Origin of the sequence: Noviherbaspirillum sp. (assembly GCF_035254685.1) — a bacterium.
In the GTDB taxonomy this organism is placed as follows: domain Bacteria; phylum Pseudomonadota; class Gammaproteobacteria; order Burkholderiales; family Burkholderiaceae_D; genus Noviherbaspirillum.
This window is the reverse complement of sequence record NZ_DATFAI010000037.1, coordinates 133,116-149,716: the sequence shown is the minus strand read 5'-3', so window position 1 is coordinate 149,716 and position 16,601 is coordinate 133,116. Positions and strand designations below refer to the sequence as shown.

Here is a 16,601-nt window from a genome sequence, read left to right as displayed (position 1 = left end):
AGTTTATCGGACGATGCCACGAGTCGTACGATCGAGGAATTCGCGGACCAGGCGCAGGCAGTCAGCCGATCGCGGAGAAGCTGCTTCCTCCTTGGCGATTTCGGCCTTGGCTTCTTCCACTGTCAGTCCGGATTTGTAGATCAGCTTGTAAGCCTTGCGAAGGTCGCCGATCTGCTCCCTGTTGAAGCCCCGGCGCTTGAGGCCTTCAATGTTGATGCCATGAGCGGCAGCAGGATTGCCGGAAAGCAGGACGAATGGCGGGACATCCTGGGTGAGGCTGGTGTTCATTCCGACGAAGGCATGGTCGCCGATCTGGCAGAACTGGTGGACCGCGGCAAACCCACTCAGGATTACCCAGTCGCCAATGTGGACGTGCCCCGCCAGGCTGGCGTTATTGGAAAAGATCGTGTTGCTGCCGACAACGCAATCGTGCGCGATGTGCACGTAAGCCAACAGCCAGTTATCGTTGCCGATGCGGGTGACGCCCTCGTCCTGCACAGTACCGAGATTGAAGGTGCAGAACTCGCGGATCAGGTTGCGGTCACCAATCTCCAGGCGCGTCTGCTCGCCCGCGTACTTCTTGTCTTGCGGTGCACCGCCGATAGAGGAAAATTGGAAAAACCTATTGTCGCATCCGATCGTGGTATGGCCGTCAATGACCACATGTGGGCCGATCCTGGTCCGTGCCCCGATCTTGACGTGCGGACCGATGATCGAATAGGCGCCAACCTCGACCGAATCATCGAGTTCCGCCTTCGAATCGACAATCGCGGTCGGATGGATAATCGTCATTACTGCCCCGCTGGCTGGCTTGGGTCTGTCGCGCTACGCATGGTGCACATGAGCTCGGCTTCGACCGCAACCTGACCGTCAACACTTGCCTGCGCCTTGTACTTCCAGATACCACGGGCGGTACGCAGGATCTCCACCTGCATCTTGAGCTGGTCGCCCGGCTCGACGGGCCGCTTGAAGCGCGCGCCATCAATGCCGACAAAGTAGACCACGCTGTTGTGGTCAGGTTTCTGCCCCATGGTCAGAAACGATAGCAGTGCGGCTGTTTGTGCCAGCGCTTCGATCATCAGCACGCCGGGCATCACCGGCTTGTGCGGAAAATGACCGTTGAAGAATTCTTCGTTCACGGTCACGTTCTTGATCGCCGTAATCGATTTGCCGGACTCCCATTCCAGCACACGGTCAACGAGCAGCAACGGGTATCGATGCGGCAGATATTCTTTGATTTGAGTTATATCGAGAGTTTTCATTACTTTTTTTCAGTGAGCGTTTTAATCGTTTTTTCCAGCTCGCGGATTTTCTCACGCATGGTTCCCAGGTTGCGCACAATCGCCGCGGATTTTTCCCAGTCGGCATTCTTCGCCAGCGGGTAGAAGCCTGTGTAATGGCCCGGCTCGAGGATGGAGCGCGACACCATGCTCGCAGCCGAGATATGAACGTTATCGACAATCGTTAACTGCCCCAGCACCATGGCCGCTCCGCCAAAGGTGCAATATTTCCCTATCTTGGCGCTCCCGGCAACGCCGACGCAACCAGCCATTGCGGTATGGGCGCCGATGTGGCAGTTGTGCCCGATATGGATCTGGTTATCCAGTTTGACATCGTCCTCGATGATCGTGTCCGCCAGCGTACCGCGATCGACGGTGGTACTGGCGCCGATTTCGACATCATTGCCGATCACCACCCTCCCGGTCTGCGGGATCTTGACCCACGTCCCCTTGTCATTGGCAAAACCAAATCCGTCCGCGCCGATTACCGCGCCTGAGTGAATGATGCCGCGCTCGCCGATCTCGCATCCGGCATGAAAGCAGACATTGGCAAAGAAGTGCGTATGCTTCCCGACCCTGGCATCACGTCCGATAAAACATCCCGCGTCGATGACGGCTCCATCGGCAATACTCGCGCCTGCGTCGATGCTTGTGTGCGGTCCGACATACGCGCCAGGATCGACCTTCGCATCAGGATGAACGCTTGCGCTTGGATGAATTCCGGGGATAACCGGTATGGCAGCGAGTTCTGCGAAGAACTGCGCGACACGCGCGAAATATGCGTACGGATTACTGGTGACGATGCGCGCGCCCTTGTAGATCCCGCTGATCGCGGGGTCGTCCGCCGGTGAAAGAATCAGTGCGGCGGCTTTGGTCTGTGCGGCCTGCGCGCGCAGTTTGGGGTTGGAGAGAAACGTCACATGCGACGTGTCTGCGGTATCCAGCGGCGCGATGCCGACAACTTCCGTGTCGGCGTCACCGATCAGTTGGCCTCCCAAGCGTTCGACCAGTTGTTGCAGCCGAGTGCTCATTGCGGCCCTTTTCAAAAATTACTTGCCGTTATTGAGCGCCTTGAGCACTTTATCCGTGATGTCGATACGCGGGCTTGCGTAGACAGCTTCCTGAAACACGATGTCGTACTTTTCGGTTTCGGCGATCTGCTTGATCACCTTGTTCGTACGCTCCAGGACGACCGCCAATTCCTCGTTGCGCCGCTGGTTCAGGTCTTCACGGAACTCGCGCTGCTTGCGCTGGAAATCCTTGTCCAGATCCGCGAGATCGCGCTGACGCTTGATCCGGTCCGACTCCGACAGAACAGCCGCATCCTTGTCGAGCTTCTCCGACATAGATTTCAGCTTGCTGGCCATTTCCTGCAGTTCCTTGTCGCGACGGGAAAATTCCTGTTCGATTTTTGCCTGCGCGGCCTTGGCCGGCGCGGCTTCGCGGAAAATACGTTCCGTGCTGACGAAGCCGACTTTGGATTCCTGCGCCTGTGCACTCGTCAGCGGTAACAGAAGCGCCGCGCAGAGCGCTACGCACTTGAGCGATACCGATGCTGTAGTTAGAGACTTCAAGGTCATTCTCCGCAAAACAAATTACTATTATGCCATTAGAAGCCAGTCCCAAGCTGGAACTGGAACCGCTGCTTGCGATCGCCAGTCTTCGCATTCAGCGGCATGCCGTAGCTCAGCTTCAATGGGCCGATCGGCGATACCCAGCTGATGCCGAGGCCGGCGGAATAACGCATCTCTCCGAGCTCCGGTCTGACTCCTTCCGCAAACACGTTGCCGGCGTCGGCAAAGGTGAACCAGCGCAATGTCCGGTCATTGCCGGATCCCGGGAACGGGAACTGCAATTCGGCATTCGCGATGATACGCGATGTGCCGCCCAGCGGGTCGCCGTTGGCTGCGCGAGGACCAAGCGACGAGCCCTCGTATCCGCGAACCGATCCGATACCGCCAGCATAGAAGTTCTTGAAGATCGGGTAAGGCTTGCCGCCCATGCCACGGCCGTAATCGAACTCGCCGTTCAGCGCGAGCGTCACCGCGCGGAACAGCGGACGGAAATACTGATGCTGGTACACGGCCCGGTAATACCGCAATGTGCCCACTGGCGCCACCTCGAAGTTGATGCGCTGGTAACGCCCTACGGTCGGGACGAGTGCACTGTCACGGCTGTCACGCTGCCACGCCGCTGTGAGTGGGAAGCTGGTTGTTTTCGCGACGGTGCCGTCGCCGAAGTCGGTTACGTAACGCTTGTAAAGCTCCGGACTGTCATTATGCCCCGGCACGCCGGTATAGGTCGTCACGTTGGTGTGCTCAAGGCCGGCACCGAAGAACACCGTGTCGAGCTCGGAAAACGGCACACCGAAACGGATATTCGCGCCGGTTGTCTGCACCATGTAATCACCGGTATTCACCTCCGGCGGACGCATCGTCCTCAGGAAAACTTCGTAGCTGCGGCTGACACCGTCATCCGTGAAATACGGGGTGGTTTGGGACAGTGCAATCGTCTTGTTGAGTTTGCTGGTATTGACGTCCAGGCCGAGCGTATTGCCGCTGCCAAAAGCATTTGCCTGCTGGATGGAACCGGTCAGCATAAGCTTGTCGCTGCTCGAAAAGCCCGCGCCGAGCAGGATATTGCCAGTGGGTTTTTCCGCCACCGTCATGTTGACGTCAACCTGGTCCGTCGTACCGGACACTTCCGGCGTGTCGATATTCACTTCCTTGAAGTAGCCCAGGCGGTCTACGCGGTCGCGCGACAGGCGAATCTTCTCGCCGTCATACCAGGAATCTTCAAATTGCCGGAATTCACGCCGGATGACTTCGTCGCGCGTTTTCGTATTGCCGGCGATATTGATCCGGCGCACATAAACGCGCTTGCCCGGGTCGATCAGGATCGTGAAACCGACTTCCTTCTTTTCGCGGTTGATTTCCGGATTCGCATTGACGTTGGCGAATGCGTACCCGAAATTCCCCATGCGTTCAGAAATCTTCTTGACGCTTTCGGCCAGCTTCTCGCCCGAATAGACATCCCCGTGCTTGAGCTGCACGAGCGACTTCAGTTCCTGTTCCCGACCGAACATCTCGCCTTCCAGCTTGACATCTCCGACCGTGAATTTCTCACCCTCGTTAATGTTAATGGTGATGTAGATGTCCTTCTTGTCCGGCGAGATCGACACCTGTGTCGATTCAACCTGCATTTCCAGGTAGCCGCGATTCAGGTAGAAGGAGCGCAAGGTTTCGATGTCACCAGTCAGCTTTTGCTTGGAATACTGGTCGGCCTTGGTATACCAGGTGAACCAGCCAGGCGTGGAAAGATTCAGCAGGCCCAGCAGTTCCTTGTCGGAGAACACCTTGTTGCCGACGATATTGATCCGCTTGATGCGCGACACTTCGCCTTCATCAACCGCAAAGGTGATGTTGACGCGGTTGCGTTCGATCGGCGTTACCGTCGTCGTGATCTGGACGCCATAGAGGCCGCGCGACAGATATTGCCGCTTGAGCTCCTGCTCCGCGCGGTCGAGCAGCGCCTTGTCGTAGATTCGGGACTCGCCGAGTCCGATGTCCTTCAGTGCCTTGGTCAACTGCTCTTTGTCGAATTCCTTGACGCCGGTGAAGTCCACGCTGGCAATTGCAGGACGTTCCTCAACACTGACGACGAGCACGTCGCCTTCAACTTCAATGCGTACGTCCTTGAAAAAGCCAGTAGCATAGAGCGCCTTGATGGCGGCGGCACCCTTTTCATCCGTGTAGGTTTCTCCGACTCGTACGGGAAGATAACTGAAAATGGTACCCGCTTCGGTACGTTGAATCCCTTCAACGCGAATGTCCTTGACGACGAAGGGCTCGACAGCCAGCGCATGGCCCGCGATGAGGGTGAAAGCGGCAATGGCGATGAAGCGGCGAGGGGAAAAAGGCTGGGGGAAACGCTCGGAATATAATTTCATCGGTTATTTTATTATCAATATTTCCGCCGGCCGCCCATCCTCTGACAGCTGGCGAAAACTCAGGACATGAGCCGAACGATGTCATTGAAGATGGCGACCGCCATCAACGCCATCAGAATGCCCACGCCTGCTCGCTGGGCCACTTCTCCGACCCGCTCGGGAATGGCCCGCCCGGTCAAAAGTTCCAGCGAATAATACAGTAAAAGCCCCCCATCTAACACTGGGATGGGAAGCAGATTCATCACGCCCAGGCTGATGCTGATAAACGCGATGAACGTCAGGTAGCTGATGGCGCCGATACGAGCTGTCTGCCCTGCGTAATCGGCAATCGTGATCGGCCCTGTAATATTCTTCCAGGAAACTTCGCCAACGATCATTTTACCAAGCATTTTCAACGTCAGGACACTGGTATCCCAGGTCTTCCTGACTGCCTTCGCCAGTGCCGCCGGTGGCGCTTCGCTAGCCACAGTCATTTCCGGGGCAAGAGGCACTTCGGCCTTGATACGCCCGATGGTCTGGCCATTCTTGCTGTATGACTCAGGCGTTACCCTGATGTGGAATATCTGCCCATTCCGCATGACTTCGAGATCGAGGACTCGTCCCGGAGATGCGCGCACAAGTTCGACAAAAGCGAGCCCGTCTGCGACAGGTTTGCCATTCACCCTGGTGATGAGATCGCCGTCGTGCAAACCGGCGGACATTGCCGGGCCGTCGGGAAGCACTTTGCCGATCATTGCCGGCGGGCGGGCGAGGTCGATTCCCAGCTTTGCCAGGAAGTCGCCTTCGAGGTCTTCCGTGGACAGCCCATCAAGACGGACGCTGACCGTATCGAGCGATTTGCCGCCCGTAGTATTCGGACGCTCGACCTCAAGCCGTGCCGGCTTCTTTTCAATTGCAGCCTGCATCATCTTCCAGCGCAGGTCAGACCAGACGCGAACGGGCTCGCCATTGACCGAAGTAATCAGCTCCCCGCCTCGCATCCCTGCCTGATGCGCTGCTGAATGTTCGGGCACGGTCCGTACATGTGTCGTTGGTTCGGGAATGCCGTAGCTGTACAGGCCCGCGAATACGGCGATGGCCAGAAGGAAATTGGCAAGCGGTCCGGCGGCCACGATCGAAATGCGCTTCCATACCGATTGACGCGTAAATTCGCGCTTCAGGTCTTCGGCAGGCAGGTTGCTCAAATCCTGTTCACGCGCATCCAGCATCTTGACGTAGCCGCCGAACGGCAAGGCCGACAAGGCCCATTCCGTCTGGTCTGGGCCGATGCGCCGGGAGTAGATGATCCGTCCCATGCCCAACGAAAAACGTAATACCTTGACGCCGCACCAGCGGGCTACCCAGTAATGACCAAGCTCATGAACCACAACCAGCACGCCGAGCGCCACGAGGAACGCTATCACTGTCTGCAGCAGAGTCATGTTTTCGCTATCTATGAAATGAGGGAGCCCGCAACCTCCCGCGCCCGCCGGTCCTGCTCGAGCAGGGAGGCAATGTCGCCTATCTCGCCATGCGGCACTGCGTCCATGACCCGGGCAATTAACCGGTCTATTGCGCGGAAGCCAATTTTCCTGTCCAGGAATGCTTGGACAGCAACTTCATTTGCCGCGTTCAGTATAGTCGGGGCGCTTCCACCCGCCAACAATGCATCATAGGCCAGTTTCAGGCAGGGAAACTGCTCGAAATCCGGCCGCTGGAAAACCAGCTGGCCGATCTTGGCCAGGTCCATTGCCCCCACACCGGAAACGATGCGCTCCGGATAGGCCAGTGCGTGGGCGATTGGCGTTCGCATGTCGGGATTTCCGAGTTGCGCCAGTACCGAACCATCGATGTAAGAGACCATCGAGTGGATCACGCTCTGGGGATGGATCACAACTTCGATTTCGCTTGCCGCAGCGCCGAACAGCCAATGTGCCTCGATGACTTCCAACCCTTTGTTCATCATGGTGGCAGAGTCGACAGAAATCTTGCGGCCCATCACCCAGTTCGGATGCGCCACAGCTTCTTCGGGAGTCACATTTTCCAGCGTCTCGACCGCGCGCTTGAGGAATGGCCCGCCGGATGCTGTGAGGAGAATCTTTGCAACACCATGTCCTGAAGGTGTACGCGCATAGGACGGCGGCAGACACTGGAAAATTGCGTTGTGCTCGCTGTCGATGGGCAGCAGCGTCGCGGCGCTGGCACTGACGGCGTCCATGAACAAGCGGCCGGACATCACCAATGCCTCCTTGTTTGCCAGCAAAATCTTCTTGCCTGCCTTTGCCGCCGCCAAGGTCGGCGCAAGCCCCGCCGCTCCCACAATCGCGGCCATCACAACGTCACAACCGGCAGCGCTCGCAACCTCGCTCAATGCCGCTTCGCCGTAGGCGATTTCCGTCTTCACGCCCTTCTCGACGAGAAGCCGTGCCAAGGCTTCGGCAGCCTGTGCGGAGCCGACCACTGCAACCTGCGGACGGAATTGCGCGCATTGTGCCGCCAGTTCCTCGACACGATGATGCGCGGTGAGTGCGTAGATACGATAACGATCGGGGTGGCGCCCAACCACATCAAGCGTGGAAACGCCAATTGAGCCTGTCGACCCCAAAATTGTAATATGCTGCATCCTGGCTACCTACTTAAAACCATGAATCAAACAGGACCGCAAGCGGCAGGGCCGGGATCAAGGCGTCGATCCGATCGAGGACGCCGCCATGCCCCGGCAACAGATTGCTGCTGTCCTTCATGCTGGCGCGGCGCTTGAGCTGCGATTCGAACAGGTCGCCGACAATGCTGGCGGCAACCATGATCGTCATCACGAGGCACAACCCTGGCCATCCTGCTTTCGCCAGGGTGCGCGCGGCGAACGTGTCGGCCAATGCCGGCATCTCAGCAGATACTCCCGCGAGGACCAATACCGCAAGCCAACCGCCAATCGCCCCCTCCCACGACTTGCCTGGCGAAATGGACGGCGCAAGCTTGTGCTTGCCGAATGCCTTTCCGGAAAAATACGCGCCAATGTCAGCAACCCAGACGATCGCCATCACCGAGAGCAGGTAAAGCGGCGAATGCCCGTATAGGACAACAATCGCCAGAAAGCAGCCGAGTATGGCGATGCCATAAATCCCGTTGAGCAGGCGATTGGCGAAGCCTTCCAGCGGCGGCAAGCCCAACGCCAAGGATGGCGCCAGTCTGATTGCCCAGATGGCAGCGCACAGGGCAAACAATAGTTTCACCGAATCGGATACGCCCTGGAAGACGAGAAGAAGGAATGCCACAGCCCAGACGGCAGTGCCGAACAATGGCTGACGATACTGGAAAAGCCTGAAGCTTTCCCACGATGCAGCACCGAAAAATAGCGCCGCCACAGCAATGAAAAACGGATAGGATTCCGAGTAAACGACAGCCACCAGTATCGCCAGCAAGACCAACGCGGTAATGACACGCGTTCTTAGCATCACGAGGCCTTTTTCTGTTCGACCAACTGCTCGCTGGTGCGGCCGAAGCGACGTTCCCGCTGCTGGTACGATTCAATGGCACGATCCAGCGCCGCGGCGTCAAAGTCCGGCCAGTATGTTTCTGTGAAATAGAGTTCCGTGTAAGCAAGCTGCCACAACAGAAAATTTGAAATGCGCTCTTCGCCGCCGGTACGGATGAACAGGTCCGGTTCAGGCGCATAGGCCATCGACAGATACGGTGCAAGCTGCTCTTCCGTGAAATCGCTCGCATCGGGATTGGCGGCGATCATCTTGTTCATCGCCTGCATGATGTCCCACCGTCCGCCGTAATTGGCGCAGATCGTGACCGTCAGGCGACGGTTTTCCGCAGTCCTGCGCTGCGCGTCGGTGATCAGCTTTTGCAGCTTCACATCAAAACGGCTCAAGTCACCGACCACCCTCAGCCGGATGCCATTGGCGTGCATCTTCGAGACTTCACGCTCAAGCGCAGTGACAAACAGGCGCATCAAAAGTGACACTTCGTCCGCGGGACGGCGCCAGTTTTCGGAACTGAATGCAAACAAGGTCAGATATTCGATACCGCGGGCGACACAAGCCTCCACGATGGCTCGTACGGATTCAACGCCTTTTCCGTGGCCTGCCACGCGTGGCATGAAGCGTTTGGTTGCCCACCGGCCGTTGCCATCCATGATAATGGCGACATGTCGAGGTACGGACGAGGCGTTGGGTATCGCCAGGGTTGAACTCAGATGCTTCATGAGGTGGGCAGAGCCTGAAAGAGGGTTATTTTGACGTGCTTTACCGGGTGGGACCTGCAAAGCATACCCTATTGTGCAACAACTTACGCCGGAGCATGGTAGCCCCGGCCGTATTGCCTGCAGTACGCGCAGGATGGTTCATCCTGGCCAGATGTCCGACTCCGGACGAACCTGATTGACACAAAAACGCTGCTGAGAAGGAATTGCAGAATCAAACAGTCAGCAGCTCTTTTTCTTTTTCGGAAATCAGCTTATCCACTTCGGCAACAAACTTGTCCGTCAGTTTCTGAACGTCGTCCTGTGCGCGACGCTCATCATCTTCCGAGCAAACCTTATCCTTCAACATCTTTTTCAGGGCTTCATTCGCGTCGCGGCGAATGTTGCGAATAGCGACCTTGGAATCTTCGCCCTCGCCCTTTACAAGCTTGACGATTTCCTTGCGGCGCTCTTCCGTCAGCGGCGGCGTCGGCACGCGGATCATGTCGCCCTGCGTGGAAGGATTCAGGCCAAGATCGGACTCACGAATCGCTTTTTCGACGACGGAAACCATCTTCTTTTCCCATGGCTGAACACCAATTGTGCGCGCGTCCAGCAAAGTGACGTTTGCCACTTGGTTGATGTGCGTCGGTGTGCCGTAGTAATCAACCAGAACATGATCGAGGATACCCGTATGCGCCCGGCCGGTACGGACCTTTGCGAGATCCGTCTTCAGGGTCTCGATCGATTTCTGCATCTTCTGTTCGGCATTTTTCTTGACTTCAGCGACTGCCATACTGCTCTCCTCTATTGCTACGAGTTATACATGAACCAGTGTACCTTCGTCCTCGCCCATAATCACATTCTTGAGGGCGCCCGGTTTGACGATGGAAAACACCTTGATCGGCAACTTCTGGTCGCGGCAAAGCGCAAATGCTGTTGCGTCCATGACCTGAAGATGCTTGGAAATGGCCTCATCAAAGGTAATGGTCGCATAACGCGTCGCGTTGCGGTCTTTGTTCGGATCCGCACTATACACACCATCGACTTTCGTCGCCTTCAGTACGATCTCGGCGCCGATTTCCGAGCCGCGCAAGGCAGCTGCCGTGTCAGTCGTAAAGAACGGATTGCCGGTACCCGCTGCGAATATCACCACCTTGCCCTCTTCGAGGTACTGCAACGCCTTAGGCCGTACATAGGGTTCGACGACCTGTTCAATGCTGATCGCTGACATGACGCGTGCGGTTATGCCGGCCTGCCGCATGGCGTCGGCCAGTGCCAGGGAATTCATCACGGTCGCCAGCATGCCCATGTAGTCCGCCGTCGCCCGGTCCATGCCCTGTGCACCTGGTGCCACACCGCGAAAAATATTGCCGCCGCCGATCACGATTGCCAATTCCACACCCAGCTTCGATACTTCCGCGACGTCTGCCACCATCCGTTCGATGGTGGCTCGATTGATGCCATAGGCATCGTCGCCCATTAACGCTTCGCCCGAGAGTTTCAGGAGGACGCGTTTATAAGCGGGTTTTGACATGGGCTAGACTCCTAATCAGTGTCCGATTCACGATCGTAATCGGTTATTGCCCGTTTTCATCGTCAGATAGCCATCCCGAGACTAAAGATTAGATGAAATCCGGTATTCCCGGCGCATTTTCGCATTGACTAAACGTAAAACTATGTTTCTCGGTGAAAATATCTATATTCCCAATAAAGCAACATTAAGTCTGGCGTTCTAAAATACGAAAACTTCGCCTCCAGGTAATTTGGATTACCTAGAAAAACGGGCCTTTCGGCCCGCTTCTTTTTGCTTATGCCTGCTTGGCTGCTGCAACCTGTGCTGCAACCTCTGCGGCAAAGTCATCCTGTTTCTTCTCGATGCCTTCGCCGACCACATACAGCGTGAACGCTTTCACAGTCGTGTTGGCTGACTTCAGCATCTGTTCGACGGTCTGCTTGTCGTTCTTGACGAACGGCTGGTTAAGAAGCGAAACCTCCTTCAGGTACTTCTGCACGGAGCCCTCAACCATCTTCGCAACGATATCGGCCGGCTTGCCGGATTCTGCTGCTTTTTGCGTTGCGATCGAACGCTCTTTTTCGATCAAGTCGGCCGGCACGTCGCTGCTCGACAAGGCAACCGGCTTCATCGCTGCGATATGCATTGCGACGTCCTTACCGACCTGCTCGTCCGCACCTTCATACTCGACCATCACACCAATGCGGGTGCCGTGCAGATAGGAGGTCAGTTTGGCGCCGGTTTCATAACGCTTGAAGCGACGGAAAGTCATGTTTTCACCGATCTTGCCGACCAGCGCAGAGCGGACTTCTTCCAGCGTCTTGCCATCAACCGGCAGCGCTCCCAGAGCCGCCACGTCGGCCGGGTTCTTCTCGGCAACCAGCTTGGCTGCCAATTTTGTCATCTCGATGAAATCGTCGTTCTTGGTCACGAAATCGGTTTCACAGTTGACTTCGATGATCGCACCGACACCGCCCGAGATATGAACTGCCACGACGCCTTCCGCGGTCACGCGGGAAGCCGCCTTCGAAGCCTTGCTGCCCAGCTTTACGCGCAGGATTTCTTCGGCACGCACCATGTCACCATCGGCTTCGGTCAATGCCTTCTTGCATTCCATCATCGGCGCGTCAGTCTTTGCGCGCAGTTCGCCAACCATCGCTGCGGTAATTGCCGCCATGTCTTTCTCCTCAATTCAGTGAGCGTCATATCCGACGCGTTCAATCAAAATACGTTCAAGCCGCCTAAAAAAAAGGGGCGAACCTCTGTTGCCCCTTTTTGAAGCCCGACATTCAGGGCACAGGGCCTTATGCCTGTTCGTTGACCTCGACGAATTCGTCCGCTCCGCCCTTCACGGCCTCCAGGACTTCGCTGGTCGCATTCGCACGACCTTCAAGGATCGCGTCAGCCACGCCACGTGCGTAGAGGGTGATCGCCTTGGAGGAGTCATCGTTGCCCGGGATGACGTAGGTCACGCCTTCGGGAGAATGGTTGGTGTCGACTACACCGATAACCGGGATGCCGAGCTTGCCTGCCTCGGTGACTGCGCCCTTGTGGTAGCCGACGTCAATCACGAAGATCGCATCCGGGATGCCGTTCATGTCCTTGATGCCGCCGATGGACTTCTGCAGTTTTTCCATCTCGCGCTGGAACATCAGGCCTTCTTTCTTGCTCATCTTCTCAACCGAACCGTCTTCGATCGCGGCTTCCATGTCCTTCAGGCGCTTGATTGAAGTCTTGATGGTCTTGAAGTTGGTCAGCATGCCGCCCAGCCAGCGTTGATCAACGTAGGGCATCCCTGCGCGCTGTGCTTCTGCAGCCAGGATTTCGCGTGCCTGACGCTTGGTGCCGACAAACAGGATGGTGCCGCGGTTGGCCGCCAGCTGGCGAACGTATTTCATCGCCTCCTGGTACATCCCCAGGGTTTTTTCCAGGTTGACGATATGAATTTTGTTGCGATGACCGAAAATGTACGGGGCCATCTTGGGGTTCCAGAAGCGGGTTTGGTGGCCGAAATGAACACCGGCTTCCAGCATTTCACGCATGGTAACGGACATAATATCTCCAGGGTTAGGTCTGGAATCCGGTCAGTCACCCTTCGGGCACCCTTTGGGACCGGATTCGCGATTTCAGAAAAGTGTTTCACTTGAAGTCGTTTCAAGCTAACCCAAGATTCTACCCCAGATTTGCGTACTTATTCAAGCTGTGCGACCACCCAATCCAAGCGAACAGCGCGCAGGTCGTCTATAATCTGAGATTAATTATTATTTACGCCTTCTGGCGTGTGTGGCTTGCTCTATGGGTTCCATCTCCATCAAAACTGAAGACGATATCAAAGGCATGCGTATCGCGGGGAGACTCGCGGCGGAGGTGCTCGATTTTATCGCGCCGCATGTCAAGCCTGGCGTGACAACTGGTGAACTTGACCGTCTTTGCCATGAATACATGGTCAATGTACAGGGCACCATCCCTGCCCCCCTCAACTACTGCCCTCCCGGCTACACCCCCTATCCGAAGGCAACCTGCACCTCGGTCAATGACGTGGTGTGCCATGGAATTCCGGGCGACAAGGTGCTGAAAAACGGCGATATCGTCAACATAGACATCACAGTCATCAAGGATGGATATCACGGCGACACGAGCCGTATGTTCTACGCGGGCGAGCCGTCAATTCTTGCCAAGAGGCTGACGGAAATCACGTTCGAGTGCATGTGGCTGGGTATTTCCAAGGTGAAGCCGGGAGCACATCTCGGCGATATCGGCCATGTCATCCAGCAATATGCAGAGAAGGCTGGCTATAGCGTGGTCCGTGAATTCTGCGGCCATGGCATCGGCAAGGTGTTCCATGAGGAACCGCAAGTGCTGCATTATGGTCGCCCAGGTACCCTGGAAGAATTGCGCGCCGGCATGATTTTCACGATCGAGCCGATGATCAACTCCGGACGCCGTGAGATCCGCGAAATGGGTGACGGCTGGACGATCAAGACCAAGGATCGCAGCCTGTCCGCACAGTGGGAGCATACCGTGCTGGTGACTGAAACCGGGTACGAAGTCCTGACGATTTCGCCCGGCATGCCTGCGCCGCCCGCCTTCATCCCGCAATCCTCCGCGCCCCAAACTATTGAAATCTAGCGATGGCGTCTCTTGCATTGACGCTCAAAGAGCAGCTGAAGAGCGAGCGCCAAGCAGCCATCCACGCCTTCCAGGCCGACGGAAAACCGGAAAAACTGCTCAAGCAGCTTCGCCATAACGTCGACGCTGCCCTGATTCACGCCTGGGAAGCGTTTGGGATGCCTTCCAGCGCGGCACTCGTGGCCGTTGGCGGATACGGACGTGGAGAGCTATTTCCGCATTCCGACGTGGACGTGCTCATCCTGCTGGAATCCGCTGCGGACGCGCAGCTTCAGGGCACACTGGAGGAACTGGTCCAGCTGTTCTGGGATATCGGGCTGGAAATGGGGCACAGCATCCGGACAGTGGATGAATGCCTGACGGAATCCGCTGCCGACATCACTGTCCAGACCAGCCTGCTGGAAGCCCGGCTCGTTACCGGGAATCGCAAACTGTTCCAATTCCTCCAGGACCGGCACACGGCTGCCATCAATCCGCAGGCGTTTTTCCAGGCAAAAACCCTGGAAATGCGGCAGCGCCATGCCAAGTACGAGGATACGCCGTACAGCCTCGAACCAAATTGCAAGGAAAGCCCGGGTGGCCTGCGCGACCTGCAGGTGATCATCTGGGTCGCCAAGGCCGCGGGACTTGGCGATTCTTGGCGCAAGCTCGCCGAACGCGGCCTGGTCACGTCCACGGAAGCGCGCCAGCTCATGCAGAACGAGCGCGTGTTCAAAGACATTCGGATCCGGTTGCATATTCACGCACAGCGACGCGAAGACCGGCTCGTCTTCGACGTGCAGACGCCCATCGCTGAGACCTTCGGCTTCAAGACGACCGAAACACGCCGCGCCAGCGAATACTTGATGCAGCACTACTACTGGGCAGCAAAGGCGGTTACCCAGCTCAATACGATCCTGCTGCAGAACATCGAAGCCCAACTGTTTCCGCAGCATGGCTCGCTGCAGCCGATCAACGAACGTTTCAACGCGATCAATGGCCTGATCGACATCGCCCAGGACAATACCTTCGAGGCGACGCCTTCGGCCATGCTCGAGGTTTTCCTGCTGATCGCCCAGCATGCCGAACTGAAAGGCATGACAGCGCGAACCCTGCGCGCGCTCTGGCATGCCCGCTTCAAGATCGACGGCAAATTCCGGCGGGATCCGGCCAACAGGTCACTCTTCCTGCAGATACTGCAGGCACCACAGGGAATCACCCATGCGTTGCGCGGCATGAACCAGACCAGCGTCCTCGGGCGCTACCTGCCGAATTTCCGTCGCATCGTCGGCCAGATGCAGCACGATCTGTTCCATGTCTATACGGTCGACCAGCATATCCTGATGGTGGTGCGCAATGTACGTCGTTTCACCATGACGGAGCATGCGCACGAATACCCATTCTGCAGCCAGCTGATGGCCAACTTCGCGCAGCCCTGGCTGCTGTACATCGCCGCACTGTTCCATGACATCGCCAAGGGGCGCAAGGGCGACCATTCCACGCTTGGCATGGCCGATGCGCGGCGTTTCTGCAAGGACCATGGGCTGTCGAGGGAAGACACCGCGCTCGTGGTATTCCTCGTGCAGCATCATCTGTCGATGTCACAGGTCGCGCAGAAACAGGACTTGTCAGATCCCGATGTCATCCGGAATTTCGCAAACCTGGTCAAGGATGAACGGCATCTCACCGCGCTCTATCTGCTGACGGTCGCCGATATCCGCGGCACCAGCCCAAAGGTCTGGAATGCATGGAAAGGCAAGCTGCTGGAAGACCTCTACAGGATGACCCTGCGTGTCATCGGCGGCGAACACCCGTCGACGGATCACGAGCTGAAGAACCGACAGGAGGCCGCCCTCAAGACCCTGCGCCTGTATGGCTTGCCCGAGAGCGCTCACGAGCGCTTGTGGCGCCAGTTGGATGTTGCCTACTTCCTGCGTCATGACGCATCGGATATCGCGTGGCAGACGCGTTCGCTGTTCAACAAGACCGACAATGCTCACCCGGTCGTAAAGTGTCGCCTTGCGCCGATCGGGGAAGGCGTGCAGGTTGCCGTCTACGTGAAGGATCAGCCGGACCTGTTCGCGCGCATCTGCAGCTACTTCGACAGGAAAAACTTCAGCATCCTCGATGCGAAGATCCATACCACGAAGAACGGGTATGCCCTCGATACCTTCCTCGTTACCGAGCCGGCTTTCGCAAACAGTTATCGCGACATCATCAGCCTGATCGAACATGAGCTGACCGAATTGCTGAAGTCGCACGCGGAACTTCCGCCGCCGACCAAGGGTCGCCTGTCACGCCTGTCGCGTACCTTTCCGATCACGCCGACAGTGGATCTGCGTCCAGACGAGCGAGGGCAGTACTACCTGCTTTCAGTCTCCGCCAATGACCGTAACGGGTTGCTGTATTCGATTGCGAACGTGCTGGCGAAGTACAAGATCAACCTTCATACCGCCAAGATCATGACACTGGGCGAACGCGTCGAAGACGTTTTCTTGGTCGACGGGCCGGTGCTGAACAATGCGCGCAGTCAGATCCAGCTCGAGACGGATCTGCTCGAAGCACTGCGCGTCTAGCTTT

At 57.0% G+C, this 16,601-nt stretch carries 15 protein-coding genes; 2 read left to right on the top strand and 13 right to left on the bottom strand.

Translation table 11 applies throughout. The features are described from left to right. Positions 1–3: 3 nt before the first annotated feature. From lpxA to rpsB, 13 genes are all read right to left on the bottom strand, one after another. Positions 4–792, bottom strand: coding sequence for an acyl-ACP--UDP-N-acetylglucosamine O-acyltransferase (gene lpxA, locus VJ698_RS16780; RefSeq protein ID WP_324103930.1), 789 nt, complete (start codon positions 790–792; stop codon positions 4–6). Next, entirely contained in the window at positions 792–1,262 is a 471-nt protein-coding gene (gene fabZ / locus VJ698_RS16775) for a 3-hydroxyacyl-ACP dehydratase FabZ (protein ID WP_324103929.1), read from the bottom strand. Before fabZ ends, lpxA begins: the two co-directional genes overlap by 1 nt. Then, positions 1,262–2,311, bottom strand: a complete 1,050-nt coding sequence (lpxD, locus tag VJ698_RS16770) for a UDP-3-O-(3-hydroxymyristoyl)glucosamine N-acyltransferase (protein ID WP_324103928.1) — start codon at positions 2,309–2,311, stop codon at positions 1,262–1,264. The genes fabZ and lpxD overlap by 1 nt, the downstream gene beginning before the upstream one ends. An 18-nt stretch (positions 2,312–2,329) precedes the next feature. Continuing rightward, a complete protein-coding gene (locus VJ698_RS16765) occupies positions 2,330–2,860 on the bottom strand; it encodes an OmpH family outer membrane protein (protein WP_324103927.1) in 531 nt (176 codons plus the stop codon). A 29-nt stretch (positions 2,861–2,889) separates the two neighbouring features. Continuing rightward, positions 2,890–5,229: an outer membrane protein assembly factor BamA gene (bamA, locus tag VJ698_RS16760; RefSeq protein WP_324103926.1), complete on the bottom strand. Its 2,340-nt coding sequence runs from the start codon at positions 5,227–5,229 to the stop codon at positions 2,890–2,892. A gap of 59 nt (positions 5,230–5,288) precedes the next feature. Then, entirely contained in the window at positions 5,289–6,650 is a 1,362-nt protein-coding gene (gene rseP / locus VJ698_RS16755) for an RIP metalloprotease RseP (RefSeq protein WP_324103925.1), read from the bottom strand. 11 nt (positions 6,651–6,661) lie between these two features. After that, positions 6,662–7,831, bottom strand: a complete 1,170-nt coding sequence (ispC, locus tag VJ698_RS16750; RefSeq protein WP_324103924.1) for a 1-deoxy-D-xylulose-5-phosphate reductoisomerase — start codon at positions 7,829–7,831, stop codon at positions 6,662–6,664. 13 nt (positions 7,832–7,844) lie between these two features. Next, complete coding sequence (locus tag VJ698_RS16745; protein WP_324103923.1) at positions 7,845–8,663, bottom strand: phosphatidate cytidylyltransferase; 819 nt, start codon at positions 8,661–8,663, stop codon at positions 7,845–7,847. Continuing rightward, entirely contained in the window at positions 8,663–9,421 is a 759-nt protein-coding gene (gene uppS, locus VJ698_RS16740) for a polyprenyl diphosphate synthase (protein WP_324103964.1), read from the bottom strand. Before uppS ends, VJ698_RS16745 begins: the two co-directional genes overlap by 1 nt. A 211-nt stretch (positions 9,422–9,632) precedes the next feature. Then, complete coding sequence (gene frr / locus VJ698_RS16735) at positions 9,633–10,193, bottom strand: ribosome recycling factor (protein ID WP_324103922.1); 561 nt, start codon at positions 10,191–10,193, stop codon at positions 9,633–9,635. 24 nt (positions 10,194–10,217) lie between these two features. Next, a complete protein-coding gene (gene pyrH, locus VJ698_RS16730; protein WP_324103921.1) occupies positions 10,218–10,934 on the bottom strand; it encodes a UMP kinase in 717 nt (238 codons plus the stop codon). Between the two features lie 274 nt (positions 10,935–11,208). Continuing rightward, on the bottom strand, positions 11,209–12,090 hold the full coding sequence (gene tsf / locus VJ698_RS16725; RefSeq protein ID WP_324103920.1) for a translation elongation factor Ts: 882 nt from the start codon (positions 12,088–12,090) through the stop codon (positions 11,209–11,211). Between the two features lie 127 nt (positions 12,091–12,217). Continuing rightward, on the bottom strand, positions 12,218–12,967 hold the full coding sequence (gene rpsB / locus VJ698_RS16720; RefSeq protein ID WP_324103919.1) for a 30S ribosomal protein S2: 750 nt from the start codon (positions 12,965–12,967) through the stop codon (positions 12,218–12,220). 241 nt (positions 12,968–13,208) lie between these two features. On the opposite strand from rpsB, the gene map reads away from it, so the two are divergent. Both map and VJ698_RS16710 read left to right on the top strand, forming a co-directional pair. Continuing rightward, positions 13,209–14,042 carry a type I methionyl aminopeptidase gene (gene map, locus VJ698_RS16715; protein ID WP_324103918.1) on the top strand — a complete coding sequence of 278 codons (834 nt, stop codon included), beginning with the start codon at positions 13,209–13,211 and terminating at the stop codon, positions 14,040–14,042. A 2-nt stretch (positions 14,043–14,044) separates the two neighbouring features. Beyond that, complete coding sequence (locus VJ698_RS16710) at positions 14,045–16,597, top strand: [protein-PII] uridylyltransferase (RefSeq protein WP_324103917.1); 2,553 nt, start codon at positions 14,045–14,047, stop codon at positions 16,595–16,597. Positions 16,598–16,601: the final 4 nt, after the last annotated feature.